At 72.3% G+C, this 24076-nt stretch carries 21 protein-coding genes; 8 read left to right on the top strand and 13 right to left on the bottom strand.

What is annotated here, in order from left to right; genetic code table 11:
* Nucleotides 1–65: 65 nt before the first annotated feature.
* The 5 genes from OG963_RS21370 to OG963_RS21350 all read right to left on the bottom strand — a co-directional run bounded on the left by OG963_RS21370 (nucleotide 66) and on the right by OG963_RS21350 (nucleotide 4806).
* A complete protein-coding gene (locus OG963_RS21370) occupies nucleotides 66–779 on the bottom strand; it encodes a hypothetical protein (RefSeq protein ID WP_093779565.1) in 714 nt (237 codons plus the stop codon).
* A gap of 108 nt (nucleotides 780–887) precedes the next feature.
* A complete protein-coding gene (locus OG963_RS21365) occupies nucleotides 888–1916 on the bottom strand; it encodes a DUF2891 domain-containing protein (RefSeq protein ID WP_093779563.1) in 1029 nt (342 codons plus the stop codon).
* Nucleotides 1917–2014: 98 nt separating this feature from the next.
* On the bottom strand, nucleotides 2015–2983 hold the full coding sequence (locus tag OG963_RS21360) for a DUF979 domain-containing protein (RefSeq protein WP_093779561.1): 969 nt from the start codon (nucleotides 2981–2983) through the stop codon (nucleotides 2015–2017).
* On the bottom strand, nucleotides 2980–3711 hold the full coding sequence (locus OG963_RS21355) for a DUF969 domain-containing protein (protein ID WP_093779559.1): 732 nt from the start codon (nucleotides 3709–3711) through the stop codon (nucleotides 2980–2982). The genes OG963_RS21360 and OG963_RS21355 overlap by 4 nt, the downstream gene beginning before the upstream one ends.
* A gap of 378 nt (nucleotides 3712–4089) precedes the next feature.
* Nucleotides 4090–4806, bottom strand: a complete 717-nt coding sequence (locus OG963_RS21350) for a GntR family transcriptional regulator (RefSeq protein WP_030933023.1) — start codon at nucleotides 4804–4806, stop codon at nucleotides 4090–4092.
* A gap of 165 nt (nucleotides 4807–4971) precedes the next feature.
* Between OG963_RS21350 and OG963_RS21345 the strand changes: the two genes are divergently transcribed.
* From OG963_RS21345 to OG963_RS21335, 3 genes are all read left to right on the top strand, one after another.
* Complete coding sequence (locus OG963_RS21345; protein ID WP_093779630.1) at nucleotides 4972–5721, top strand: LamB/YcsF family protein; 750 nt, start codon at nucleotides 4972–4974, stop codon at nucleotides 5719–5721.
* Between the two features lie 140 nt (nucleotides 5722–5861).
* The gene (locus tag OG963_RS21340; RefSeq protein ID WP_371800314.1) at nucleotides 5862–6500 is read left to right on the top strand and encodes an allophanate hydrolase subunit 1; all 639 of its coding nucleotides are present in this window, start codon (nucleotides 5862–5864) and stop codon (nucleotides 6498–6500) included.
* A complete protein-coding gene (locus OG963_RS21335) occupies nucleotides 6497–7357 on the top strand; it encodes a biotin-dependent carboxyltransferase family protein (protein WP_093779555.1) in 861 nt (286 codons plus the stop codon). The genes OG963_RS21340 and OG963_RS21335 overlap by 4 nt, the downstream gene beginning before the upstream one ends.
* 23 nt (nucleotides 7358–7380) lie before the next feature.
* On the opposite strand, the gene OG963_RS21330 is transcribed toward OG963_RS21335, so the two are convergent.
* The gene (locus tag OG963_RS21330; protein WP_319787746.1) at nucleotides 7381–9660 is read right to left on the bottom strand and encodes a heavy metal translocating P-type ATPase; all 2280 of its coding nucleotides are present in this window, start codon (nucleotides 9658–9660) and stop codon (nucleotides 7381–7383) included.
* Nucleotides 9661–9905: 245 nt separating this feature from the next.
* On the opposite strand from OG963_RS21330, the gene OG963_RS21325 reads away from it, so the two are divergent.
* On the top strand, nucleotides 9906–10613 hold the full coding sequence (locus tag OG963_RS21325; RefSeq protein ID WP_093778332.1) for a copper homeostasis protein CutC: 708 nt from the start codon (nucleotides 9906–9908) through the stop codon (nucleotides 10611–10613).
* 66 nt (nucleotides 10614–10679) lie between these two features.
* Here the strand turns inward: OG963_RS21325 and OG963_RS21320 are convergent, their stop codons facing one another.
* Nucleotides 10680–12770, bottom strand: a complete 2091-nt coding sequence (locus OG963_RS21320; RefSeq protein ID WP_093778330.1) for a UvrD-helicase domain-containing protein — start codon at nucleotides 12768–12770, stop codon at nucleotides 10680–10682.
* 384 nt (nucleotides 12771–13154) lie between these two features.
* Here OG963_RS21320 and OG963_RS21315 point away from each other — a divergent pair, with 384 nt between their 5' ends.
* Complete coding sequence (locus tag OG963_RS21315) at nucleotides 13155–13382, top strand: hypothetical protein (protein ID WP_093778328.1); 228 nt, start codon at nucleotides 13155–13157, stop codon at nucleotides 13380–13382.
* Nucleotides 13383–13480: 98 nt separating this feature from the next.
* Here OG963_RS21315 and OG963_RS21310 read toward each other — a convergent pair whose 3' ends face one another.
* Together OG963_RS21310 and OG963_RS21305 are read right to left on the bottom strand one after the other, a co-directional pair.
* Nucleotides 13481–15124 carry a DNA repair helicase XPB gene (locus OG963_RS21310; RefSeq protein WP_093778326.1) on the bottom strand — a complete coding sequence of 548 codons (1644 nt, stop codon included), beginning with the start codon at nucleotides 15122–15124 and terminating at the stop codon, nucleotides 13481–13483.
* A gap of 209 nt (nucleotides 15125–15333) precedes the next feature.
* A complete protein-coding gene (locus OG963_RS21305) occupies nucleotides 15334–17793 on the bottom strand; it encodes a helicase C-terminal domain-containing protein (RefSeq protein WP_093778324.1) in 2460 nt (819 codons plus the stop codon).
* 76 nt (nucleotides 17794–17869) lie between these two features.
* Between OG963_RS21305 and OG963_RS21300 the strand changes: the two genes are divergently transcribed.
* Complete coding sequence (locus OG963_RS21300; protein ID WP_093778322.1) at nucleotides 17870–18985, top strand: hypothetical protein; 1116 nt, start codon at nucleotides 17870–17872, stop codon at nucleotides 18983–18985.
* 508 nt (nucleotides 18986–19493) lie between these two features.
* Here the strand turns inward: OG963_RS21300 and OG963_RS21295 are convergent.
* Genes OG963_RS21295 through OG963_RS21285 form a run of 3 tightly spaced genes read right to left on the bottom strand, consistent with a single transcriptional unit; the run spans nucleotide 19494 to nucleotide 22428 of the window.
* Complete coding sequence (locus OG963_RS21295; protein ID WP_093778320.1) at nucleotides 19494–20348, bottom strand: ABC transporter ATP-binding protein; 855 nt, start codon at nucleotides 20346–20348, stop codon at nucleotides 19494–19496.
* Nucleotides 20345–21421 carry an iron chelate uptake ABC transporter family permease subunit gene (locus OG963_RS21290; protein WP_030926555.1) on the bottom strand — a complete coding sequence of 359 codons (1077 nt, stop codon included), beginning with the start codon at nucleotides 21419–21421 and terminating at the stop codon, nucleotides 20345–20347. Before OG963_RS21290 ends, OG963_RS21295 begins: the two co-directional genes overlap by 4 nt.
* Nucleotides 21418–22428: an iron ABC transporter permease gene (locus tag OG963_RS21285; protein WP_093778318.1), complete on the bottom strand. Its 1011-nt coding sequence runs from the start codon at nucleotides 22426–22428 to the stop codon at nucleotides 21418–21420. The genes OG963_RS21290 and OG963_RS21285 overlap by 4 nt, the downstream gene beginning before the upstream one ends.
* 145 nt (nucleotides 22429–22573) lie before the next feature.
* Between OG963_RS21285 and OG963_RS21280 the strand changes: the two genes are divergently transcribed.
* Entirely contained in the window at nucleotides 22574–23191 is a 618-nt protein-coding gene (locus OG963_RS21280) for an HAD family hydrolase (protein ID WP_093778316.1), read from the top strand.
* A 35-nt stretch (nucleotides 23192–23226) separates the two neighbouring features.
* Here the strand turns inward: OG963_RS21280 and OG963_RS21275 are convergent, their stop codons facing one another.
* A complete protein-coding gene (locus OG963_RS21275; RefSeq protein WP_030926548.1) occupies nucleotides 23227–23463 on the bottom strand; it encodes a hypothetical protein in 237 nt (78 codons plus the stop codon).
* Nucleotides 23464–23660: 197 nt separating this feature from the next.
* On the opposite strand from OG963_RS21275, the gene OG963_RS21270 reads away from it, so the two are divergent.
* Nucleotides 23661–24044 (top strand): cold-shock protein, encoded by a 384-nt coding sequence (locus OG963_RS21270; protein WP_030926546.1) that lies wholly within the window; start codon nucleotides 23661–23663, stop codon nucleotides 24042–24044.
* Nucleotides 24045–24076 lie beyond the last annotated feature (32 nt).

Genomic DNA, 24076 nt, shown 5'->3' with positions numbered 1-24076 from the left:
CATGACAGGTGCCAACGACGATGTAGGCCGTTACATTCCCGTATCGGCGGATCGTGCCGACCGTCTCAACGGGTGAGCAGCTCGAGCTCCGTCAGCAGGTTCTGCCGGGCGCGCGGCTCCCACTGCGCGATCCCGTGCGGCGTACGGAACAGTCTCGGCAGCCCCAGCAGTTGACGCAGTACGGCTGCCCGGCCGTCCCGGAACGCGTCGTCGGGGACGAAGCCGTACTCCTCCCGCACCTGAGCCGCGTACTCCGCGTACTCCTTGGGGGCGGCCGCCAGGATCGCCAGATCCGCGTCGCACAGCACTTCGCCGTTGGTGTCGCCTGCCACAGGGTCGTGGGTGACGGTGAGCCGGACCAGCCGCGCCACTTCGGCGGTGATGTCGTCCGGGACACCGGCCTCGGGCAGGGCGCGCTCGGCCAGAGCGGCGCTGCGCTCCTCGTTCTCGGAGCGGTCCGGGCGGTACACCGCGTCGTGGAACCACGCGGCGAGCCGGACGGCGTCCGGGTCGGCGGCGTGGCCGGCCAGTGTGTCGATGCGGTCGAGCACCGCCGTCAGATGGGCGGTGGTGTGGTAGCGGCGCTGCGGTTCGGCCCAACGGGTCAGCAGGATGTCGGCGTACGGCACGGGGTCCGGACCTCCGGCGCCGCCCCGCGCGCCGACGAGCGCCTCCCGCCAGCGGCCGCGGAGGACGTCGGCGGCGGTTCCCGCCCCGTGAACAGCGTCCGCCTCGTGGGCGGCCCCGGAGGCACTGCTTTCGCGCGAGCTGTCGGTCATGGGACGACCCTAAGGGCCGGCCTGCCGCCGGAGGGCCGGGCCGGGCGTCGCGGGGGCCGGGGCGGCCCGTCGAGGGCCGACCCGGTCGTTGTGCGAGTGCCGGACCGGTCAGTGACCGGGCGGGGTGTCCAGGGCCAGTGCGGCGAAGGTGGCCAGCCAGTGGTCCGTGCTGAAGTCACCGGAGGAGACCGACGGCAGGCCGACGGCGAGATGAGCCTCGGCCGAGGCGGTCAGAGCGGTGTGGGCGGGGCCCTCGCCCAGCGCGTCGGCGATCGTACGGAGGGCCGCGGCCCGGCTCATGGTGAGACCCAGGAGGTGGCCGATCTGCGGGTCGGCGTGGTCGGAGACCACGGGCGGGGTGAGCAGCGGAGAGTCCGTCAGCCCCGGCAGGAACCCGGCCAGCCAGGTCCGGAACTCCGCGGTGGGGAGCACTCGGCGCATGGCGTCCGCCTCGGTCAGGGCGGGGGAGAGGAAGTCCTGTCCGGACGGCTCCCAGTGGGCGGGGGCGTCATGGTCCTCGGCGAACCAGGTGCGCAGCCGTTCCGCCACCGCGTCGAGCACCGGGCGGGGCAGACCGGCGCGCTCGCCCGCGTCCAGAACCATGCCCAGGCCGAAGGCGCTGTTGGGGTGGATGCCGTGCCTGATCGGGTACGTCGCCTTGGGCAGCCAGGCGGTGAGGAGTTCGCCGACCGTCTCCACGGCGGGGGCGAGGGCGTCGGCCCAGCGGTCGCCCTCGGGGGTGGCGAGCGCACGGCACTCCGCCGCCAGCGCCACCAACCACGCCCAGCCGTAGGGGCGTTCGAAATGCGGGCGCTTGCGGAGATACGCCGCCTCGACGGCGAGGTTCTCCGGGGTGAGGTGGGAGTCCAGTACCTCGTGGACACGGGTGGTGACCGTGGCCGGAAGGTCCCCGGTGGTGGAGAAGCGGCGCAGCAGGCGGACGAGCAGCCAGTGCATGTGCACGGTGGAATGCCAGTCGTACCCGCCGTAGAAGGCGGGGTGCAGGGTGCGGGGCGCGACCAGTTCCTCGGGGCCGGCGTACAGGTGGGCAGGGGCGTTGGGGTACTCGCGTACGACGTTGGCGAGGGCCAGTTCCGTGAAGGGGACGGCGTACGTGGCAGGGAGCGCGGGGGACATCGGGGTCACTCCAGAGAGGTGGGCGAGCGGCTCGGGTCAAGGGGCGGCTCGGGCCAGGGGGCAGGGGTGGATGGAGCTCGGGTCAGGGGCGGGCCGGGTCAGAAGGCGAAGAGGGCCATGATCGCGACGTTGCAGACCAGCAGGGCGGCTGCCGTGGGGAGCTGGGCCTTGATCGGGCCGTACTGGTCCTTGAGTTCGAGCAGAGCGGCGGGAACCAGGTTGAAGTTGGCGGCCATCGGGGTGACGAGGGTGCCGCAGAAGCCGCAGAGCATGCCGATCGCGAGGATCGCGGGCGCGTTGCCGTTCATCTGCTCGATGAGGACGGGCCAGCCGATCGCGGCGGTCATCACCGGGAACGCGGCGAAGGCATTGCCCATGACGACGGTGAACAGCGCCATGCCGCAGCAGTAGACGGCCACGGCCACGAACTTCTGGCCGTCCGGCAGCACCGCCTCGGTGATCCTTCCGACCTGCTCGCCGACACCGGCGGACTGGAAGATCGAGCCGAGGACTGCGAGCAGCTGAGGCAGGATCAGCGCCCAGCCCATCGATTCCAGCATGTTGCGACCGGAGTGCAGCGGTACGGAGATCTTCCGCTCGCGCAACAGCACCATGCCCACGACCAGCGCGGCGATGGCACCGACGCCGAGGCCCAGGATGGTCTCGTACCCCGGTTCCAGGACCGGTTCGCCACCGATCTTCCAGTTCTTCACGAGCGTCGCGCAGATCATCGCGACGACGGGGATGGTGAGAGCCGGAAGGAACAGCTTGTTGCCGAAACGGGCGGCCGAGGCCGCGCGCTTCTCGCGGGAAGGAGTGTGCGATGTGCCCTTGCCGGTGAGACCGCAGCCGCCCAGGACGATCAGGATCAGGACGGCGACACCCAGCGGTTCGGCGGGGAGGGACTTGTCGACGACTCCGGTGGAGTAGAAGAACGCCGCGCCCAGCAGACCCCAGAACCCGGCCGATCCGAAGCGCTTGGGGTTGCTGCGGTCCATGACCATCTGCGTGGCCATGACGAGGAACACCGCGCCGACCAGCCAGAAGAAGTACTCGGACTTGATCACTTGGCGTCCTCCGTCCGGAGCCCGGCGTGCGTCGTCAGGTCGTTCTCGGCGGCGGCGACGGCGAGTTCGCGCTCCAGCTGCCGGTCCAGGTTGAGCAGGCGGGCCCCGTGGATCAGGAAGGCGCAGATCGCGGAGGGGATCGCCCACAGGGCCAGGTGCAGGGGTTCGAGGTGCTGGTCGTACGTGGAGTTCACGAAGCCGGTGATCAGCAGGATCGATCCGATGGCGATGAAGCAGTCCTCACCGAAGAACACTCCGATGGTGTCGGCGCCGGACGCGTGCGAGCGGACCTTCTCGCGCAGCTTCTGCGGCAGCGGACGACCGGCCTTGGCCTCGGCGGCGGCCTCGGCCATCGGGGCGATCAGCGGCCGCACACTCTGCGCGGGGCCGCCGATGCTGGTGAGGCCGACGGAGGCGGTGAGCTGCCGTATCAGCAGGTAGAGCGCCAGGAAGCGGCCGGTGGTCAGTTTGCCCAGCCTGCCGATGAGCGTACGGGCCTGCTCCTGGAGTCCGTACCGCTCGAGAAGCCCGATGACGGGCAGGGTGATGACGAAGACGGTCACGGAGCGCGCGGAGGCGAAGCTGTTGCCGAAGGTGGCCAGCACCTCCTGCGGGGAGAGCTTGCCGAGCAGCCCTGTGACGATGCCTGCGACACCCACCACGAGGAGGGGATTGCGGCGGGTGGCGAATCCGAGGATCACCACGAGCACGCCGAGGAGAACGATCACGCGTCGGCCTTCTTCCGCGCATGGACGTGCAGGCAGGCCTGCTCGGTCCTGATCAGACGGGGGTAGTGCGCGAGACATTAGGCGATTGTTCAACAAACCCACAAGGGTGCGGGCTACATGGATAGCAAAGCGTGAGGTGGGCGCGGCGGTGCGGCCGGGCGGGCGGTGTGCCGTTCGGTCGGTACGGGCAATAGATGGTGCGTTTTGGCCCTGATCTGCGGGTTCGCCCGGAAGAGGTCCGGTGCGTGGTGTGGAGGGTTGCGTTCGGGGGTTGGTGCGGATTGTGGAACGTTCCACGCGTGAAACGGCCAGGCGCGGGGTGGAACGCCGAGCCGGGCGGGGTGGTCTGCCGTGCGGGGTGCGGTGCCGGGGGCGGGGCTATCGCGCGGTCAGGCGCTCCGCGTACGCCTCCGCCAGCTGGCGCCGTGAGTCCTCCAGGTAGAAGGCCAGCATCCGCTCGGCGCCCACGGCGTCGCCGTCGGCGAGTCTGTCCGCGATCTCCCTGTTCCGGGTGAGGTAGGGCTCGTGGAACCGTCGCGGGTCGGCCATCACGTGGAAGGCCAGCCGCAGTTCGGCGAGGACGTTGCGCATCAGCTCGTCCGTGCGGGGGCTGTTGGCGAGCCCGGCCAGAGCCTGGTGGAAGCGGATGTTGGCGGTCGAGCAGCCCGGCCAGTCGCCGGCCAGTGCCGCCTGCTCGCCCGTCGACACGGCTGCCTCGACGGCCGTCAGGTCGTACGGCGGCTCGCCCAGCGTCCGCAGGGCGGCGCACTCGACGAGCAGCCGGACCCGGTAGATGTCCACCAGGTCGTCGACGGCGAGCACGCGGACGAAGACGCCCTTGTTGAGCCGATGTTCCAGGAGGCGTTCGTGCGACAGCAGGCGGAACGCCTCGCGCAGGGTGTTCCGGGACACGGCGAGGGCTCCGCTGATGCTCTCCTCGGAGAGCCGGCTGCCCGGCGGGAAGTAGCCTTCGGTGATCCGGTCCCGCAGGATGGCGGCGACCCGCTCGGCGGTGCCGGACCGGGCCAGCAGGGCGCTGTCCGCCGCCAGTTCCGAGAGATCCGGAGAAGTCCGGCCGCCCGCATTCCCCGCCATGCCCCGTCCTCCGCCTGTTGCCGTGCGCGTCGTCCGCTGCGCACTCTGTGCCCAGTGAACCGTACGGGTGTCTCGCCCCCCAAGCCGGGTCTTGTCAGATTGTTGAACAATCGCTAGCGTGCGCTCGTGATGGATCTGACGAACCCGACGAACCAGGCGAGCCCGATGGATCTCAACGCGGATCTCGGCGAAGGGTTCGGGCACTGGACCCTCACCGATGACGACGCGCTGCTCGACTGCGTCACCAGCGCCAATGTGGCCTGCGGTTTCCACGCGGGAGACGCCTCCGTGATGCGGCGGGTCTGCGACATCGCGGCCGCCAGGGGCGTCCGGATCGGTGCCCAGGTCGCCTACCGCGATCTGGCCGGCTTCGGACGTCGCTCCATGGATGTGCCACCCGCCGAACTCACCGCCGAGATCGCCTACCAGATCGGCGCCCTGCGGGTCTTCGCCGAAGCGGCCGGCTCCACGGTCGCGTACGTCAAACCGCACGGCGCCCTCTACAACCGCGCCGTCTGGGACGACGACCAGGCCGCAGCGGTGGTGGAGGGCGTCAGGCTGGCCGGCGGGGACCTGGCGGTCCTCGGACTTCCCGGGTCGCGCCTGCTCGACCACGCCCGGGCCGCGGGTCTCACCGCCGTCGAGGAGGCCTTCGCCGACCGCGCGTACACCCCGCAGGGCACGCTGGTCCCGCGGAGCGAGCCCGGCGCGGTGCTGCACGACGAGGACGAAGTCGTACGCCGCAGTGTCGGGATGGCCGTGGACCAGGGCGTCACCGGCGCGGACGGCAGCCGGATACCCGTCGCGGCACGCTCGCTGTGCGTGCACGGCGACACCCCGGGCGCGGCGGCGCTGGCACGCAGGATCAGAGCGGCGCTCGAAGAAGCGGGCGTGGCCGTGCGGGCATTCGCATGAGCTCGGGTTCCGACGCCACGCGGGGGGTCACGGCCGAGCGGAGCGTCCTCACCGGACAGCCCCGCGACGCGGGTACGTCAGGGGCGCGGGGGACGAGCGCCCGCCCGTCCCGTGACACGAGCAGCCCGACCGGCATCCGCGTGCTTCCCGCCGGGGCCGGAGCGCTGCTCGTCGAGCTGCCCTCCGGTGAGCACGCCGAGGCGTTTCACGCCGAGCTGCTGCGGCGGCGGGCACGCGGTGAACTGCCCGCCGTACGCGAGATCGTTCCCGGTGCCCGTACCGTCCTGCTCGACGGCATCGCGGACCGCACCCCGGACGGCAGCGCGCGGCTCGCCCGGGAACTCGTCTCCTGGAAGGTGCCGCCGCTGCGGCGCGACACCGGGGAAGCCGTCGAGATCCCCGTGGTCTACGACGGCCCGGACCTCACCGACGTCGCGGCGGCCTGGGGCGTCACCGTCGCCGACGTGCCCCGCATCCACGCCGGGACCGAGTTCCGTGTGGCCTTCTGCGGGTTCGCCCCCGGCTTCGGCTACCTCACGGGTCTTCCCGAGCACCTGCACATGCCGCGCCGCGCGACTCCGCGCACCAGGGTTCCGGCCGGTGCGCTGGCCCTCGCGGGGGCGTACACCGGGGTGTACCCGCGCCCGTCGCCCGGCGGCTGGCAGATCATCGGGCGGATGCCCGAGCCGGGCGAACTGTGGAACCCGGCCCGCGAACCGGCCGCCCTGCTGAGCCCCGGGGCGCGGGTGCGCTTTGTCGCGGCGGAGGTGCGGCCATGACCGGTGCCATCGAGGTGGCGCGGGCCGGAGCCCTGACCACCGTTCAGGACGCGGGCCGTATCGGCTGGGCGCACCTCGGGGTGCCGCGTGCCGGAGCCCTGGACGCCCCCTCCCACCGCCTTGCCAACCGGCTGGCGGGAAACCCCGCGGACGCGGCGCTGTTGGAGACGACCGCCACCGGCTGCGCGGTCCGCCCGGACCGGCCGGTGGTCGCCGTCGTCGGCGGTGCACCCTGCCGGGTCACGGTCGACGGCCGGCCCGTGGCCTGGGGGACACCCGTGCACGTACCGGCGGGTGCGGTGCTCGACGCCGGCCCCGCGGTGCAGGGGCTGCGCAGCTATCTCGCGTTCGGGGGCGGTCTGCTGCCGGAACCGGTGCTGGGCAGCAGGTCCGCGGACCTGCTCTCCGGGCTCGGGCCGGCCCCGCTGCGCGACGGCGACGTACTGCCCCTGGGACACGGGGGGTCGCTTCCTGCGGCCCCCGACACCGTGCCCTGGCCGGGCGCGCCCGCCGAGCTCGTTCTCCCGGTACGTCTTGGTCCCCGCCACACCTGGTTCACGGATCAGGCGCTGCGCACGCTCACCACGGCCACGTACCGGGTCTCGCCGCACAGCAACCGGATCGGCCTGCGCACGGAGGGCCCGGCCCTGACGCGAGCCCACGAGGGCGAACTCCCCAGTGAGGGGATGGTGCTCGGCGCGATCCAGGTGCCTCCGGACGGCCGCCCGGTGGTGTTCCTCAACGACCACCCGACGACCGGGGGCTACCCGGTCGTCGGGGTCGTGGACGAGACCGCACTTGCGGGGGCGGCACAGGCGGTGCCCGGCACCCGGGTGCGGTTCGTGAGCGCGGGCTGAGCACCGGCCCGTCGAGCGCGGTCCTACGCTGCCGCGCGGAACCCCCGCAGCCGCAACGAGTTGCCCACCACGAACACCGACGAGAACGCCATCGCCGCCCCCGCGATCATCGGGTTCAGCAGCCCCGCCGCGGCGAGTGGCAGCGCCGCCACGTTGTACGCGAACGCCCAGAACAGGTTCGTACGGATGGTCCCCAGCGTCTTCCGTGACAGCCGGATCGCGTCCGCCGCCGCCCGCAGGTCCCCGCGGACCAGGGTGAGGTCGCCGGCCTCGATCGCCGCGTCGGTGCCCGTGCCCATCGCCAGGCCCAGGTCCGCCTGGGCCAGCGCCGCCGCGTCGTTGACGCCGTCGCCGACCATCGCGACCGAACGGCCCTGAGCCTGCAGCCGCTTGACGACATCGACCTTGTCCTCGGGCATGACCTGCGCGTACACGTCGTCCGGGTGGATCCCGACCTCCGCCGCGACCGACTCCGCCACCGCCCGGTTGTCCCCGGTGAGCAGAAGGGGTGTCAGGCCCAGGGCCCGCAGCCGTGCGATCGCCTCGGCGCTGGTGTCCTTCACCGCGTCGGCGACATCCAGCACCGCCCGTGCCTCGCCGTCCCAGGCCACCACGACGGCCGTCCGGCCGGCCGCTTCCGCCGCCGCCTTCTTCCGGGCCAGCTCCTCAGGCAGATGTATCTCCCACTCGGCGAGCAGCTGCTCACGGCCGACGAGGACGGCGTGGCCCTCGACAACACCCTGGACGCCGAGGCCGGGGAGGTTGGCGAAGTCCTCGGGGACGGGGAGTGCTGTTCCGGTTCGGTCGCGGGCGCCGGTGGCGACCGCTCGGGCGATGGGGTGTTCGGAGGCGTGTTCCAGGGCGCCGGCCAGGCGCAGGACCTGTGTGGTGTCGGTGTCGGCCGTGGCGTGGACGTCCTGGAGGGTCATCCGGCCGGTCGTGACGGTGCCGGTCTTGTCCAGGACGATCGTGTCGATACGGCGGGTGGTCTCCAGGACCTCGGGTCCCTTGATCAGGATGCCGAGCTGTGCGCCGCGGCCGGTGCCGACCATGAGGGCGGTGGGCGTGGCGAGGCCGAGGGCGCAGGGGCAGGCGATGATCAGTACGGCGACGGCTGCGGTGAAGGAGGCTGTCACGTCGGATGTGAGGAGCAGCCAGACGACCAGGGTGACCAGTGCGATCAGCAGGACGACCGGCACGAACACCGCAGAGATCCGGTCGGCGAGCCGCTGGGCCGCCGCCTTGCCGTTCTGTGCGTCCTCGACGAGCCTGGCCATCCGTGCCAGCTGGGTGTCGGCGCCGATCCGGGTCGCCTCGACGACGAGCCGGCCGCCCGCGTTGAGCGTGGCACCGGTGACGGCGTCACCGACCGCGACCTCGACCGGGACCGACTCGCCGGTGAGCATCGACGCGTCCACCGCCGAGGCGCCCTCGACGACGATGCCGTCGGTGGCGACCTTCTCGCCGGGACGGACCAGGAACCGGTTCCCGACCTGCAGCTCAGCCGTCGGCACGGTCACCTCGCGGCCGCCCCTCAGCACGGTGACCTCCTTGGCACCCAGCTCCAGGAGCGCCTTGAGTGCCGCGCCGGCCTTCCGCTTGGAGCGGGCCTCGAACCAGCGGCCGGCCAGGATGAACGCGGTGACTCCGGCCGCGGCCTCCAGATAGATGTTCCCGGCGCCGTCGCTGCGGCCGATGGTCAGCTCGAAGGGGTGCGTCATGCCCGGCATCCCGGCCGTGCCGAGGAACAGCGCCCACACGGACCAGAGGAACGCGGCCGATGTGCCGACGGAGATCAGCGTGTCCATCGTCGCCGCGCCGTGCCGGGCGTTGGTCCAGGCGGCGCGGTGGAACGGCCAGGCGGCGTAGGTGATGACAGGGGCGGTCAGGGCCAGTGAGAGCCACTGCCAGTACATGAACTGCAGCGCCGGGATCATCGCCATCGCGATCACCGGGACGGCGAGCACGACGGCGGTGAGCAGCCGCTGCCGCAGCGGGCGGAGCGCGTCGGCCTCGCCCTCGCCGCCGGGCGTGGACTCCTCGGTTCGTACCGGAGGGGCAGGCTCCCGCGCCGTGTAGCCGGTCTTCTCGACGGTGGCGATCAGGTCCTGTACGGACATGCCCGCGTCCCGGTAGCTGACCTTGGCCCTCTCGGTGGCGTAGTTGACGGTGGCGGTGACGCCGTCCATCCGGTTGAGCTTCTTCTCGATGCGGGCCGCGCACGAGGCGCAGGTCATGCCGCCGATGGAGAGCTCGACCTCTGCGGTGGTGCCGGTGCCGGTTGCGGCGGTGTGCGCGGGCACGGTGTCCTCCCTGGCGTATATACCCCTAGGGGGTATCTGATACTGATGCATGTATACCCCCCTCCCCTATGAAGCGCAAGGGTGGATCGCGTGCCGAGCCGCGGGCCCGGGTGTGTCCGGCCGGCGGGCACCCCTCTGACCTCGCGTATCTTCACGTCCGCAGGGAAGCTGCACCTTCAGCCGACTGACCCGTAGGCTGGCCATTGGACTAGACCTATAGCTGTTTACTGGAGGAATGGGGTCCCATGAGCAACCGTGCAGTCCTGGAGGTGATCGCTCTCGACGCGGAGGACGCGGTCGCTGCTCAGGCGGGTGGTGCAGACCGGCTCGAGCTGGTCACCGACATGGCGGCGGACGGACTCACCCCGTCCTGCGCGACCTTCGCGAAGATCCGTGCCGCGGTCGACATCCCGCTGCGGGTGATGCTCAGGGTGGCGGACGGCTTCGCGGCCGGTGACATCGACGTACTCGTACGGAAGGCACGCGAGCTGCGCGCCGAGGGCGCCGAGGAATTCGTCCTCGGCTTCCTGGACGCGCGGGGCCACGCGGACCTCGTCGCCGTCGAGCGGCTCGTCGCCGAGCTGGACGGCTGCGGCTGGACGTTCCACCGCGCGATCGACCGCGCCACCGACCGGGACGCCCTGCGCAAGCAGCTCGCGGACCTCCCGGGCCTCGACACGTACCTCACGGCCGGATCGGCGCTCGGCGTCGACGACGGCATCCCGACGCTCCTCGTCGAGGCGGCACGGAAGGGCGAGCCCGGTTACGAGCCGCAGATCCTGGTGGGGGGCGGGCTGCGGCTCGAACATCTGGAGGAGCTGCTGGCCGCGGGCATCGACGCGGTGCACATCGGGGGCGCGGCGCGGCCCGGGGGATGGGGCGCGCCGGTGGACGTGGCAGCGGTACGGGAGTGGCGGGCGCGGCTCGACGGACAGGGCGGCTCTCAGGGGTGACCGGTTCCGTCCTCGATCGCCGGACGGGCGGCAAGCCCGGCCCGTCCGGCGACTGAGGCCCGGCCGCTACCGGACCCCGGTGTCCCCAAGAGCCTCCGGCAGCCCCGTCGCGTGCACCACCGTCAGCCCCGACACCGCACGGGTCAGCGCCACATACAACCGGCGCAGGCCCGTGCGCTCGTCCGGTTCGCCGTCGACCACCGCCGCCGGCTCGTCCAGCACCACGTAGTCGTACTCCAGCCCCTTCGCCAAGGAAGCCGGGACCAGCGTCAGCCGGGACTCGGCCGTCGTCTCCTCGCCGGGGGAGAGATAGGCGTGCCCCGCCGCAGTGAGTGCCTCCGCCAGCGCCGGGATCCGGGCGTCCGCCGCGATCAGGCCGATCGACCCCTCCTGGGTCAGCGACTCCTCGCACGCCGCGAGTACCGCCGCGTCCAGAGCGGCCGGGCCGGCCACCTCCCGCACCGCCAGGGAACCCGGCGACTCACGCACCGACTCCACCTCCGCCAGACCCGGCGAGATCACCGGAAGCAGCCGTGACGCGTACGCGATGACCTCCCTCGGCACGCGGAAGCCCGCCGTCAGCTCCTCCACCACCGCGTCCTCCTTGCCCAGGTGGTGCAGCGCCTGCGCCCAGCTCTCCGTCGACCACGGCGTCGTCCCCTGCGCCAGGTCGCCGAGCACGGTCGCCGAACCGGTCGTGCAGCGGCGGCCCACCGCCCGGTACTGCATGGGGGAGAGGTCCTGCGCCTCGTCGAGGACGACATGGCCGAGCGAGTGCGTACGCGCCACCAGATCGCCCGCCTCGTCGATCAGCACCGCGTCCGCCGCCGACCACTTCGCCGACTTCACGCTCCGGGCCGGTTTCGTCCACAGGATCGTCTTCTGCTCGTCCTCGGTGAGCAGACCGTCCGCGTGCGCGGCCAGGAACTCCGGGTCGGACAGGAGTCGCAGGACGAGCTTCGCCGGGTCGACGGCCGGCCAGATGGCCTTCACGGCCGCCTTGACCGCGGGAGTACGGGCCACCGCGTTCTGCACCCGGTCGTCGGGGGCCTCGCCGGCCTCCTCCATCCGCACCAGAACGGCGTGCGCGATGCGCTGCGGAAGCGCCTCGTGCGCCGCGCCGTACCGCATGTCGCGGGCCAGCAACTCGGTGACCATCTCCTCCAGTTCGTACGCGGGCACCCGCCAGCGGCGCGACCCGCGCACCACCATCACCGGCTCCGTCGGCAGCGTCACATGCGAACGGATCGCCCGCCGCAGCACCTCCGCCATCCGGGCATCACCCTTGACGACCGCCGCCTCCGCCGCGTCCGTGCCCCGCACCTCGACGTGCGCCGCCACCAGATCGTCGACGGTCGCCTGCTTCACCTCCAGCTCACCGAGGGCCGGGAGCACCTGCTCGATGTAGTGGAGGAACGACCGGTTCGGCCCGATGACCAGCGTGCCGGTGCGGGCGAGCCGCTCACGGTGCGCGTACAGCAGATACGCGACCCGGTGCAGGCCGACGGCGGTCTTGCCGGTGCCGGGCCCTCCCTGCACGCAGACCGTCCCGCCGAGCCCGCTGCGGACGATCTCGTCCTGCTCGGGCTGGATCGTCGCCACGATGTCGCGCATCGGACCGACGCGCGGCCGCTCGATCTCCGCCTGGAGCAGCTTGCTGGTCTGCGCGGCCTCGGTGGGGTCGCTGAGGTGCTCGTCCTCGTACGCGGTCAGCTCGCCGCCGGTGTACCCGAAGCGGCGACGCTGTCCGACGTCCTGCGGGTCCTTCTTCGAAGCCCGGTAGAACGGCTGAGAGACCGGCGCACGCCAGTCGATGACCATCGGATCGCCATCGGCGTCATGGACATGGCGCCGGCCGATGTAGAACTGCTCGCCCTCCGCGCCCTCGGCCTGCTCGGCACCGACCGGGTGCAGATAGTCGAGGCGGCCGAAGAAGAGCGGGGTGTGGGAGAGGTCGGCGAGCGACTTGATGCGTTCGTCGATCTGGGCCTGCAGGACGGCGGCGTTGACCCAGTTCGCGGTGACATCGCGGATGTCGAGGGCCTGGGCGTCCTCCCGCATGGCGCGCAACGCGGCCCGGGACGCGGCGAGGTGGGAGCGCTCGCGAGCCAGCGGATCGGTGGTGGTGGTGTCGCTTTCGTGTTCGTGCGCGGGCACGGTGTTGCCTCCGGCTTTTCAACGCAGGACGGCGGCCCGCAGCTCGCTCCCGGTTTCCGTCAGGGGGCGATGCGGTCCGCTCGAGGATCGATCACGGGGTACGCACGCAGGGGCACGTACGACTGTCGGCCGGTTTCCGTCCGGTCGGCGGCGCTCCCCCGGCTGCCGGCGGCGAGCCGGTACCACGGTGCGGGAGGCGGGCAGACCGGCGATTGTATCGACCGCGATCGGCAGGGTCGAACGAATTGAGCTGCCCGGCCCACCCCCGGTCCCCCCGCCCCACCCCGTAGGGGACGGCATGCGACCCGAGACCTATGCGAAGACCACGGGGATTCCGTCCGTGGGCCGATGCCTTTACGGGACGGGCGCAGGACCATGGATCACATGAGCACCGTCGGTCTGAACCCACATGGAACCGGCCCCGCGCACGGCGCGACGGCCGCCACCGGTCACCCGCCCACCCACCACGTCGGCGACGCCGTGCGCGCCGTGAAGGTTTTCGCACGCGCCGCGTTCGGCGTGGTCGTCCTCGGCGAGTACGCGGAGGAGGCGGGCGTCCTGCGCCGCGACCCTCGAGAACAGCACGACCACTCCGTACGCCGCGAACACTGATTACGGCGGGGCCTCCGGGCACGCACGCGCCGGTACGAGCGTCCGGCGCGGACACGACGAGCCCCGGCTTCTCGCCGGGACCCGCCTGTTCCGTCCGCTCAGTTGTCCGTCAGCAGCTCGTCCGCGTCCACGATCCGGTACGCGTAGCCCTGCTCGGCCAGGAACCGCTGGCGGTGTGCCGCGAAGTCCTGGTCGATCGTGTCGCGGGCGACCACCGAGTAGAACCGGGCCTCGTGCCCGTCCGCCTTGGGCCGCAGCACCCGGCCGAGCCGTTGCGCCTCCTCCTGCCGTGAGCCGAAGGTGCCCGACACCTGGATGGCGACAGTCGCCTCCGGCAGGTCGATCGAGAAGTTCGCGACCTTCGACACGACGAGGACGCTGATCTCGCCCTGGCGGAACGCGTCGAAGAGCTTCTCCCGCTGGGCGTTGCTCGTCTCGCCCTTGATCACAGGTGCGTCCAGGTGCTCGCCCAGCTCGTCGAGCTGGTCGATGTACTGCCCGATGACGAGGGTCTGCTCGCCCCGGTGCTTGCGCACCAGCGCCTCCGTCACCTTCCGCTTCGTCGCGGTCGTCGCGCAGAACCGGTACTTCTCCTCGGCCTCCGCGGTCGCGTAGGCCAGCCGCTCCGAATCCGTCAGATTGACCCGGACCTCGACACAGTCGGCGGGCGCGATGTACCCCTGCGCCTCGATCTCCTTCCACGGCGCGTCGAACCGCTTGGGGCCGATGAGCGAGAAGACGTCCGACTCGCGGCCGTCCTCCCGGACGAGCGTCGCGGTGAGGCCGAGCCGCCGCCGGGCCTGCAGGTCGGCGGTGAACTTGAAGACGGGTGCGGGCAGCAGATGCACCTCGTCGTAGATCACCAGGCCCCAGTCGCGGGAGTCGAACAGCTCCAGATGCGGATAGACGCCCTTACGGCGGGTCGTCAGCACCTGGTACGTGGCGATGGTGACCGGCCGGATCTCCTTGCGCGTACCGCTGTACTCGCCGATCTCGTCCTCGGTCAGCGACGTCCGCTTGACCAGCTCGTGCTTCCACTGCCGGGCCGAGACGGTGTTCGTCACCAGGATCAGCGTGGTCGCCTTGGCCTCCGCCATCGCACCGGCCCCGACCAGAGTCTTGCCCGCACCACAGGGCAGTACGACGACACCGGAACCGCCGTGCCAGAACCCCTCGACGGCCTGCTTCTGGTACGGCCGCAGTGCCCAGCCGTCCTCGGCCAGCTCGATCGGGTGCGCCTCGCCGTCGACGTACCCGGCGAGGTCCTCGGCCGGCCAGCCCAGCTTCAGCAGCGTCTGCTTGATCTGCCCGCGCTCGGACGGGTGCACGGCCACGGTGTCCGGGTCGATCCTGGCCCCGACCAGCGGCTGGACCTTCTTCGACCGGAGGATCTCCTCCAGCACGGGCCGGTCGGTGGAGGTCAGCACCAGCCCGTGGACCGGATGCTTGGAGAGCGTGAGGCGGCCGTACCGGGCCATCGTCTCGGCGATGTCGACGAGCAGCGCGTGCGGTACCGGATAACGCGAGTACTGCACGAGCGCGTCGACGACCTGCTCGGCGTCGTGCCCGGCGGCGCGTGCGTTCCACAGCCCGAGGGGGGTCAGCCGGTAGGTGTGGATGTGCTCGGGCGCCCGCTCCAGTTCCGCGAAGGGCGCGATCGCGCGACGGCAGGCATCGGCCTGGTCGTGGTCGACTTCCAGGAGCAGCGTCTTGTCGCTTTGGACGATGAGGGGTCCGGTCACGCGTCTCGGCCCTTTCTACGGGGTGCGGCCGCCCGTGCGGCCAAACGTCCAGTGTGCCGCATGCGGGGTAGGTGGCGCGTAGGTGTCGGCGCGCGGGCTGTCCGGCCCACTCGCTCGCCGTGGCCGTACGGGACGCGTCCGGGCCCGCCGGTGCCCCCTCGGGCCGTGGAACGCGCGGGCCGGCGGTGGCTCGCCCGCCGGGCGGGAGGTCAGGTGGTGGCGTCGTCGGCCAGTTCGGCGACGCCGGTGATCCGGTGCAGCGGGTAGGTGCGGACCTCGTCCGCCGTATGGTCGTAGGCCGTCACGAAGCCGCCCTCCACCCGGACCGGGGCGATGACCCGCTGGCTGGCCGCGCCGTCCGCGTTGACGTACCCGATCCATACCGCGGAGCCCGTCATGGCCGCCGCCTGGACCGTGGCGAGGGTCTCCGCGGACGTCGTGCGGGGCAGTGAGCCGGCCGGGGCGGTGGTGGTCCCGTCCGTCTCCTTGTGGACGATCGTCGCGGCCGTGTCCCCGGCACGGATCGCCCGCACCGCCGCGCCCAGCAGCGTTCCGTCGGGGACCGGCGGGCCCTCGGGGACGGGGGCGGGCGGTGTACGGGGCGGGGTGCGGCGGGTGCCCGCGCGGGTGATCAGGACGTCGCCCTCGGCGGACTCGGCGGCCGGGGCGTAGCCCATCTCGCGCAGCCCTTCGAGCAGGGACGCCGGGTCGATCTGGGCGGCCAGTGCCGTCGGCGCGAGGCGGCGCAGGCGCAGGGTGGCCGAGCGCCGGTCGGCCAGGATCTCGTTGAGCACGGCCTCGTCGTCGCAGCGCACGTACGCGGACGCGGCGCCGATCCGCAGATGGCCGTGGCGGCGGGCGACGTCGTCGATGAGATAGCTGAGGGGCTGCGGGACCGGCGTACGGCTGTGCGCGGCGAGGAACGCGTGCAGATCGGCCGCGGACTGTCCGGCGTCCAGCGCGCGGCGTACGGAGCCGGGCGTGAACCGGTAGACCGTCGCACCACCCTTCGACTCGATGTCCGCGAGGACGGACAGGGTGTCGGCGAGGGGACGTTCCAGCGGGCCGGGTGCGACGGCCGTCAGGTCGGCCTGGAGCAGCACGTGGTCGAGGGGGTCCGGGATGAGCGGGGCGAGCAGCGCGGCGGCCTTCGCCGGCCCGGAGTCGAGCAGGGCGCGGGACTGGGAGGAGAGCGCGCCGCGTCCGGTGATGCCGAGGAGTTCGGACTCGTTCAGCGTCCACAGGGCGATCCGGGACCGGAGGTCGGTGGTGTTCCCGGCGGAGGTGGAGGCGCCGCGCAGCGGCCGCTCCCAGCGGAGCCGGGCGAGCAGCGTCTCCGGGTCCGGGGCGGTGCCGGCGTCCAGCGAGGCGAGCAGGGCCAGGACGCGGTGACGTACCTCGGGGGCCGCCGAGCGGTCGAGGTCGGGGCCGAGTGCGGACAGGGCCCGGCCCTTGGCGTCCTGGCCGCCGACCAGGCCGGCGGTGCGGGTGGCGGCGAGCCAGGTGGTGGCGAGGTGCACCCAGCGGTCCTGGACGGGGAGTTCGGTCCAGTCGTCGTACGCGGGCGTCGGCGCGTACCGCTCGTCGGCCTCGCCGTCGGAGGCCAGCAGCCCGGCCGCGTAGGCGAGTTCGAGCCAGAACGTGGCGATCGGCTCGGAGACGTCGAGGACGGCCGCGGTCCGCTTCAGCTCGCGGACGCTGAGGCCGCCGGCGCGCAGTATCGGTGGGCCGCCGCCGTTCCAGCTCGTCAGGAGTTCCTCGACGGTGGACACCGCCAGGAATGCCTGGCCCGCGGCCGCGCTGTCCACAGCCTGGGGATCGCGCGTCGCGACCGCCACGACCGCGGGCGGCAGCGGCTCCGGTACGCGATGGGCGCGCCCGGCCCGCAGATGCAGGGCGGCCTCGCGCGGCAGGACGACCGTGCGCGTCGACACGGGCAGCAGCAGCCCGCGGTCGCGCAGCCACTTCACCGGGGGCGTCGGGTTCGGGGTCACCTCCCCGTACGGCGGGCCCCACACCAACCGGTCCAGCACCGACAGGGCCTCGACCGGCGCGGTGTCGAGCAGCTCGCCCATCCTGGGCCGGTCGGTGAAGAGCGCGGACAAGGAGGCCACGGCGGAGACCGGGTCGTGGGTGGCGGGCAGCCCGGCCGCCGTCAGGATCTCCTGGAGCCGGCCGGGCGACATGCCGGCCGTGGCCTCGGCGACGGTCGGCCCCAGACCGGTGGGGGAGGGGTGCTGCGGGGACGGGGCGAGAAGTTCGCGCGCGGTGCGCACCAGCCGCAGCCGGTCGTCCTCGCCCCAGACGAGGGCCTGTTCGCGCAGGGTCGCGAGGGCGTCGGGGGTCGCGCGCCGGATCGCCGCCCCCGAGTCGTCGCGGGCCGTGCCGTCGTCCTGGCCGTCGCCGGTGAGCAGGGCGAGCAGGGTCTCGTACGGGGCCGGATCGGGCGCGACGGCCAGCGCCTCCGCGGTCTGCAGGGCGAACCGGTCGAGGTGCTCCAGCGCGCGTACGACGGAGGCCCGGGTGCCGGCCCTCGTCGCCAGCTGGGTGATGTCGTTCGGCACCGGAGACAGAAGATCGGGGCGGGCGCGGAGCAGCCCGGCCAACGACTCGTCGTCCCGGGCGCGCAGAGCTTCGGCGAGCGTCCGCGGTGGTGTGGTCATCCCCATCCGTCCCACGGTAGTCGCTCCGGACAGGCCCGAGGGCGCTACCGTCGGTGCAGGCCGGTCAGAGGGGAACCATCGCGTGGGGATCGAGAGCGACCAGCTCGTCTACGACTATCTGAGCCGGGTCGGGGATCTGGCCCAGCAGCAACAGCTGTCCTCGGGCACCCGGATGCGGCTCGTGGCGGCACTGCGCACCGAGATCGACCAGCAGCGCGGAAGCCAGGCCACGGACACGCCGGCGGCGGTGCGCCGCATCATCGGGCGGCTCGGCACGCCGGACGAACTGGTCGCCGCGGCGGCCCGGTCGGCCGACGGAACGGTGACGTTGCCGGGGGCGGCGGAGGCTCCGGATGCGGGTGATCCGGAGTCGCGAGGGATCCCCCGGCCGCGTAGAGGGACGCTTCGGAAAGAGAGTTCGCGCAAGGGCGCGTCGGACGGGGCGGCGGGGTCCTCCCGGACCCCGGAGATCTCGGGGGCCTCAGGTGCTCCGGGTGCTTCGGGGGGCGATGTGCCGGCCCAGCGGGTGCCGTCGCCGCCGCACATGGCGGGATCGGACGAACTGGGCGCGTCCGGGAGCGAACCCGACTGGTGGCGCATCGAGTCGGGGCCGTTCGGGGACGGTGTGGAGGTGCCGGGGTTCGTCGGCGGGGTGGAGATCGCCGAGCTGTTGAGGCCGCCGCGGCCGCCGGCGGAGGGGGCCGCGGCGGTGGCCGGTGCGGATGCGGAAGACCCCGTGCGGGAGGACGGCGCCGGGGCCGGCTCCGACGGTGCTGATTCCGGTGAGGCGGACGACGCGCCGCGCGGTCGGTGGCGGCCGCGGCTGCGTCGGCGTGCGCCCCGGGAGGGCAAGGGGTTCCGCTTCTCCCACCCGTTGTTGCTGCTCGCCGCCGCGCTGCTGGTCACCGGGGCGGTGACCGGGTACTGGGTGGCCCTGGCGGGCGGCTGGCTGCTCGCGTACGGCTCACGCACGCTCTCGCGTACGGAGGCGAAACTGGCCGCGATGTGGCTGCCGGGCATGGTCGCGGCGGGCGGACTGGCCTGGCTGTGGGGGCGGCTGGACGGGCGCTGGGGCGAGCCGATCCCTCAGGACGGGATGGGCGAGGCACTGAGCGGGGTGTGGCCGGTGGTGGTGCGGGTGGCGGCGGTGACGTCCGCTCTGTTCCTGGTGTGGCGGGCGCGGAGGCGGGTGGAGTAGGCGGGGCTGCGCGTGCCGGGGCGTCCGGCTGACGGTTCCGTCCTCAAGCGCCGGACGGGCTTGAAGGGTGCGTGCCCGGTACGTGGACGCGCACCGGTGCGCCTGCCGGGGGCGCGTGGTGGGTGGTGCCCCTCCGGGGCGTCTCCTCGGGACTGGCGCGGAAGTCGGCAACACGGACGAGCCCGGCACGTACGCCAGCCCCTGCGGGGACTCCCCTGCACGGCCCCACCCGGGCATCACCCGCGTCTGCGACCCGGTGGAGCGCATTGCGGCACTCGCGGGACGGCCGGTCCGGGGCCGTGCAGGGGAGTCCCCGCAGGGTGACGAACAAAGACCCGGGCTCCCCTCTGCGGTACCCGCCGAACGTTCGTTGCCCGAGGAGACGCCCCGGAGGGGCACCGGACCACCCGACAAGGCGACGGTACCCCCAAGGACCAGACGCACACATCAAGCCCGTCGAGGGGGCCCATGTCGTTGTGCCCACGGGGGAGATCGAGGACGGAACAGGTCACCGCGGACCGGGGGACCACGGGGCGCCCGGTACGACCAGGGGAGAACCCGTCACCGGGTCCGGGACGATCACCGCCTCCAGGCCGAACACCTCGCGTACGAGCTCCGCGGTGACGATGTCCGCCGGGTGGCCCTCGGCGACGATCCGGCCCGCCTTCATCGCGACCAGGTGGTCCGCGTAGCGGGCGGCCTGGTTCAGGTCGTGGAGCACGGTGACGACCGTCCGGCCGCGGCTGCCGTCGGCCGCCGGTGCGGCGAGCTGACGCACCAGGTCGAGGACCTCCACCTGGTGCGAGATGTCGAGGTACGTCGTCGGTTCGTCGAGCAGCAGCAGATCCGTCTCCTGGGCCAGCGCCATCGCGATCCAGACCCGCTGCCGCTGTCCACCGGACAGTTCGTCCACCGACCGGTCGCCGAGTGCCGTGATGTCCGTACGGACCATGGCGTCGGTGACGGCCCGCTCGTCCTCCTCCGACCACTGCTGCCACCAGTGCTGGTGCGGTTGACGGCCGCGGGCGACGAGGTCGGAGACGGTGATCGCCTCGGGCGCGACCGGGGTCTGCGGCAGCAGTCCTATCGACTGGGCGATCTTCTTGGTGGGGATCCGGGACAGCTCCGTACCGTCGAGGAGTACGGCTCCGCCGCGCGGCTTGAGCAGTCGGCCCAGCGCGCGCAGGGTGGTCGACTTGCCGCACGCGTTCGGGCCGACGATGACCGTCACCCGGCCGTCGGGAACGGTGAGGTCCAGCTCGTGCACGACCGTGCGGTCCTCGTAGGCGAGGGTCAGCCGGCGCGCGGCGAGACGGCCGGTCGTCGCCTCGGCGACGGCATCGGGCGTACGGGTCGAGCTCATGCCTTGCCTCCATTGCGGCCACCGTGACCGCGGATGATCAGCCAGATCAGATACGGGGCGCCGACCGCCGCCGTCAGCACACCCACCGGCAGCTCGGTGGGTGAGAAGAGTTTGCGCGCCAGCAGATCGCCGAAGACGACGATCACCGCGCCGAGCAGCGCCGAGCACAGCAGCGGGATCTGGGCGGTACGTGTCATGCGGCGGGCGATCTGCGGGGCGAGCAGCGCCACGAAGTCGACCGGCCCGGCCGTGCCCGTCGCCACGGACGCCAGGATCACACCGAGCGCGACGAGCCCCAGGCGCACCCGGCCCAGCCGTACTCCCAGCGCGGTCGCGGTGTCGTCGTCCATCGACACGGTGCGCTGCGCACGCGCCGCCCACAGGACGGCCGGCAGCAGCGCGAGCAGCGTCCAGCCGATCGGCGCCACCTCGTTCCAGCCGCGGCCGTTCAGCGAACCCGTCATCCAGATCTGCGCCTGCTGGGCGACCAGATAGTCGCCCTTGGTCAGGAACAGTGTGGTGACGGACCGCAGCGCGATGGCGAAGCCGATGCCGATGAGGACGAACCGGGTGGCGTGCAGCCCGCCGCGCCATGCGAAGACGTACACGAGCGCCGCCGCCGCGATCCCGCCGATGACCGACAGGTACGGCAGCACGGTGTACGAGGTGACGCCGAACGTCATCGCGCCGACCGTGAGCGCGCCCGCACCCTGGCTGATGCCGATGATGTCGGGGCTGGCCAGCGGATTGCGGGCCACCGTCTGGATCAGCGCCCCGGCGATCCCGAAGGCCGCGCCGACGAGCAGACCGACGACCATGCGGGGCAGCCGCAGCGTCCCGACGACCAGTTCGTACGGCGACGGCTGCCCGAGGATCACCTTCACGACGTCGGCCGGCGCGACGAAGCTCTCGCCGACGCAGAGGTACGCGACGCAGACGACCGCCAGCAGCACGACGAGGACCGCCGCGGCGACGACCGCACGCCGGTGCAGCAGGAACCGCCCGCGTGCCCCGATCCGTACGACGCTGTACCCGGCGGGCCGGACCGGGGTCCGGGTGAGGGTGCCGCTCATGCCGGGACCGCCTTCCGACGTACGAGTGCGACCAGGAACGGCACTCCGATCAGCGCCGTCATCACGCCCGCCGGGACCTCGCCCGGCGGGAAGACGATCCGGCCGATGACGTCCGAGACCAGCAGCATCACGGGGCCGATCAGCGCCGCCATCGGCAGTACCCACCGGTGGTCGCTGCCGACGATCGCGCGGGCGATGTGCGGGACGGCCAGCCCGATGAACGCGATCGGCCCGGCCGCGGCCACTCCGACCCCGGTCAGCACGGTGGCTCCGACGCCGCCGACGATCCGTACCGTCGCGACCTTCTGCCCCAGCCCCTTCGCCACGTCCTCGCCCAGTGCCAGCGCATCGAGGCCCCGCGCCACGGACAGCACGAGCACCGTGCCGGCCAGCAGGAACGGCCAGATCTGCTGCGCCACCTCGGCCTCCCGCCCGGAGATCGAACCGACCTGCCAGAAGCGGAACTCGTCGAGCGCGGACGCCTTCGTCGTCAGCACCGCCATCGTCACGGAGACCAGCAGCGCATTGATCGCGGCGCCGCCCAGCGCGAGCTTCACCGGCGTCGCCCCGCCGCGCCCGCGCGACGCGATCGCGTACACGGCGACGGACGCGACGGCCGCCCCGGTGAACGCGAACCAGACGTACCCGGTCAGCGTGTGGATCCCCGCGTACGCGATGGCCAGCACCACGCCGACCGAGGCGCCCTGGCTGATGCCGAGGATCCCGGGGTCGGCGATGGGGTTACGGGTGATGCCCTGGAGCACGGTGCCCGCGAGGGCCAGCGCCGCACCGACCATCAGCCCGATCAGGGTGCGTGGCACCCGCAGCCGGCGGATCACTTCGGCGGCGTCGGAGTGCCCGCCGTGCAGCAGGGCGTCGAGCACCGCGGACGGCGCGATGGTGCGCGCGCCCACGGCAAGGCTGAGCAGTACGGCCACGAGCAGCGCCAGGACGGCCGTCGCCGTCGCGAGAGCGCGTCTGTGGCGGCGAGGTGCGGCGGCTGGCATCGGACCCAATCGGCGAACTGGACGACCTGGCTCTGTGCAGCCACGCAAGGCCGACACAGCTAGGTAAGGCTTGGCTTAGTCTAGGCGGGGTGTGACGGGGCCCGGAGGGCGAGGGGCAGTTCCGTGACCTCGGCACAATGGAGCCATGGCTCCGCACCCCCTGACGGTCGGCTTCGACCTCGATATGACGCTCATCGATTCCCGGCCCGGCATCAAGGCTGCCTACCAGGCGCTTTCCGCCGAGACGGGGAGGCAGATCGACACCGATCTGGTGGTCAGCCGGCTCGGTCCGCCGCTGGAGGACGAACTGGCGAACTGGTTCCCGGCGGACGTCGTGGCCGCCACGGCCGACCGGTACCGGGAGATCTATCCCACACACGCCATCACCCCGACCCCGGCTCTGCCCGGCGCCCGGGAGTCCATCGCCGCGATCCGCGAGCGGGGCGGCCGGACGATCGTCGTCACGGCGAAGTACGAGCCGAACGCCAGGCTCCACCTGGCGCATCTCGGGATCGAGGCCGACGAGATCGTCGGCGGCCTGTGGGCGGAGGGAAAGGCGCGGGCGCTGCGCGAGCACGGCGCACAGGTCTATGTCGGCGACCACACCGGGGACGTACGCGGTGCCCGCACGGCGCAGGCGCTGTCGGTGGCGGTGACGACGGGCCCGTGCGACGCGGACGAACTGCGAGCGGCGGGCGCGGATGTGATCCTGCAGAACCTGACGGAGTTCCCGGCCTGGCTGGACGTCTACCGGGCCGCGTAGGGCGGGTCCGGCGGGACTCCGCCCCCGCTCTCGCTCTACCGCGTGGCGTCCCGCTTCGGAGACCCTGCCCACGCCGACCGCACCACGCCGGCCGCCGCGATCAGGAATCCCACCCCCATCAACATGCACACCGCGTACGCGATGGACGGGAACGGGTCGGTTCCGAGGAACAACGGAGCCACTGTGACCAGCGTGGCCAGTGCCCCGATGAAGAAGACGATCGCGCCGACCCGGACGAGCCGGTCGCCTGCACCAGAAGGAGGAGTACTCACCCCGCAAGGGTAGTTCCCACCCCGGAAGAACCCCTCTTCACCCGTAGTGCGCCGTTTCTGGACACAGTCCGGATGACCAGGCTTGACGAGGGGTACTGCACCTGTGGAGGCTTCTGCCAGCAGGGGAGCACGACCATGGTCCGGCCTGACCTGCTGAGGCTTGGTTCCGGCATACAGGTTGAGATGGGGTGCGTGCTTTGCCGACTGGCAAGGTCAAATGGTTCAACAGCGAGAAGGGCTTCGGCTTCCTTTCCCGCGACGACGGTGGCGACGTGTTCGTGCACTCGTCGGTGCTCCCTGACGGAGTAGACGCCCTCAAGCCCGGTCAGCGCGTCGAATTCGGCGTCGTCGCAGGTCAGCGCGGAGACCAGGCGCTATCGGTGACGATTCTGGACCCGACGCCGTCCGTCGCGGCCGCCCAGCGCCGCAAGCCGGACGAACTGGCGTCGATCGTGCAGGATCTGACGACGCTGCTGGAGAACATCACGCCGATGCTGGAGCGGGGCCGCTACCCCGACAAGGCGGCGGGCAAGCAGATCGGCGGCCTGCTGCGCGCGGTCGCCGACCAGCTGGACGTGTAGCGGGCCGGCGACAGGCCGCGCAGCCTGTCGCC

Source organism: Streptomyces sp. NBC_01707 (assembly GCF_041438805.1).
In the GTDB taxonomy this organism is placed as follows: domain Bacteria; phylum Actinomycetota; class Actinomycetes; order Streptomycetales; family Streptomycetaceae; genus Streptomyces.
This window is presented reverse-complemented; position numbering and strand designations above follow the sequence as displayed.

Coding starts and splice junctions, on each gene's coding strand:
- OG963_RS21370 (WP_093779565.1), bottom strand. CDS start 779: ATGACCGACAGCTCGCGCGAAAGCAGTGCCTCCGGGGCCGCCCACGAG.
- OG963_RS21335 (WP_093779555.1), top strand. CDS start 6,497: ATGACCGGTGCCATCGAGGTGGCGCGGGCCGGAGCCCTGACCACCGTT.
- OG963_RS21305 (WP_093778324.1), bottom strand. CDS start 17,793: ATGGGGATGACCACACCACCGCGGACGCTCGCCGAAGCTCTGCGCGCC.
- OG963_RS21290 (WP_030926555.1), bottom strand. CDS start 21,421: ATGAGCGGCACCCTCACCCGGACCCCGGTCCGGCCCGCCGGGTACAGC.
- OG963_RS21295 (WP_093778320.1), bottom strand. CDS start 20,348: ATGAGCTCGACCCGTACGCCCGATGCCGTCGCCGAGGCGACGACCGGC.
- OG963_RS21315 (WP_093778328.1), top strand. CDS start 13,155: ATGAGCACCGTCGGTCTGAACCCACATGGAACCGGCCCCGCGCACGGC.
- OG963_RS21285 (WP_093778318.1), bottom strand. CDS start 22,428: ATGCCAGCCGCCGCACCTCGCCGCCACAGACGCGCTCTCGCGACGGCG.
- OG963_RS21325 (WP_093778332.1), top strand. CDS start 9,906: ATGAGCAACCGTGCAGTCCTGGAGGTGATCGCTCTCGACGCGGAGGAC.
- OG963_RS21280 (WP_093778316.1), top strand. CDS start 22,574: ATGGCTCCGCACCCCCTGACGGTCGGCTTCGACCTCGATATGACGCTC.
- OG963_RS21350 (WP_030933023.1), bottom strand. CDS start 4,806: ATGGCGGGGAATGCGGGCGGCCGGACTTCTCCGGATCTCTCGGAACTG.
- OG963_RS21345 (WP_093779630.1), top strand. CDS start 4,972: ATGGATCTCAACGCGGATCTCGGCGAAGGGTTCGGGCACTGGACCCTC.
- OG963_RS21365 (WP_093779563.1), bottom strand. CDS start 1,916: ATGTCCCCCGCGCTCCCTGCCACGTACGCCGTCCCCTTCACGGAACTG.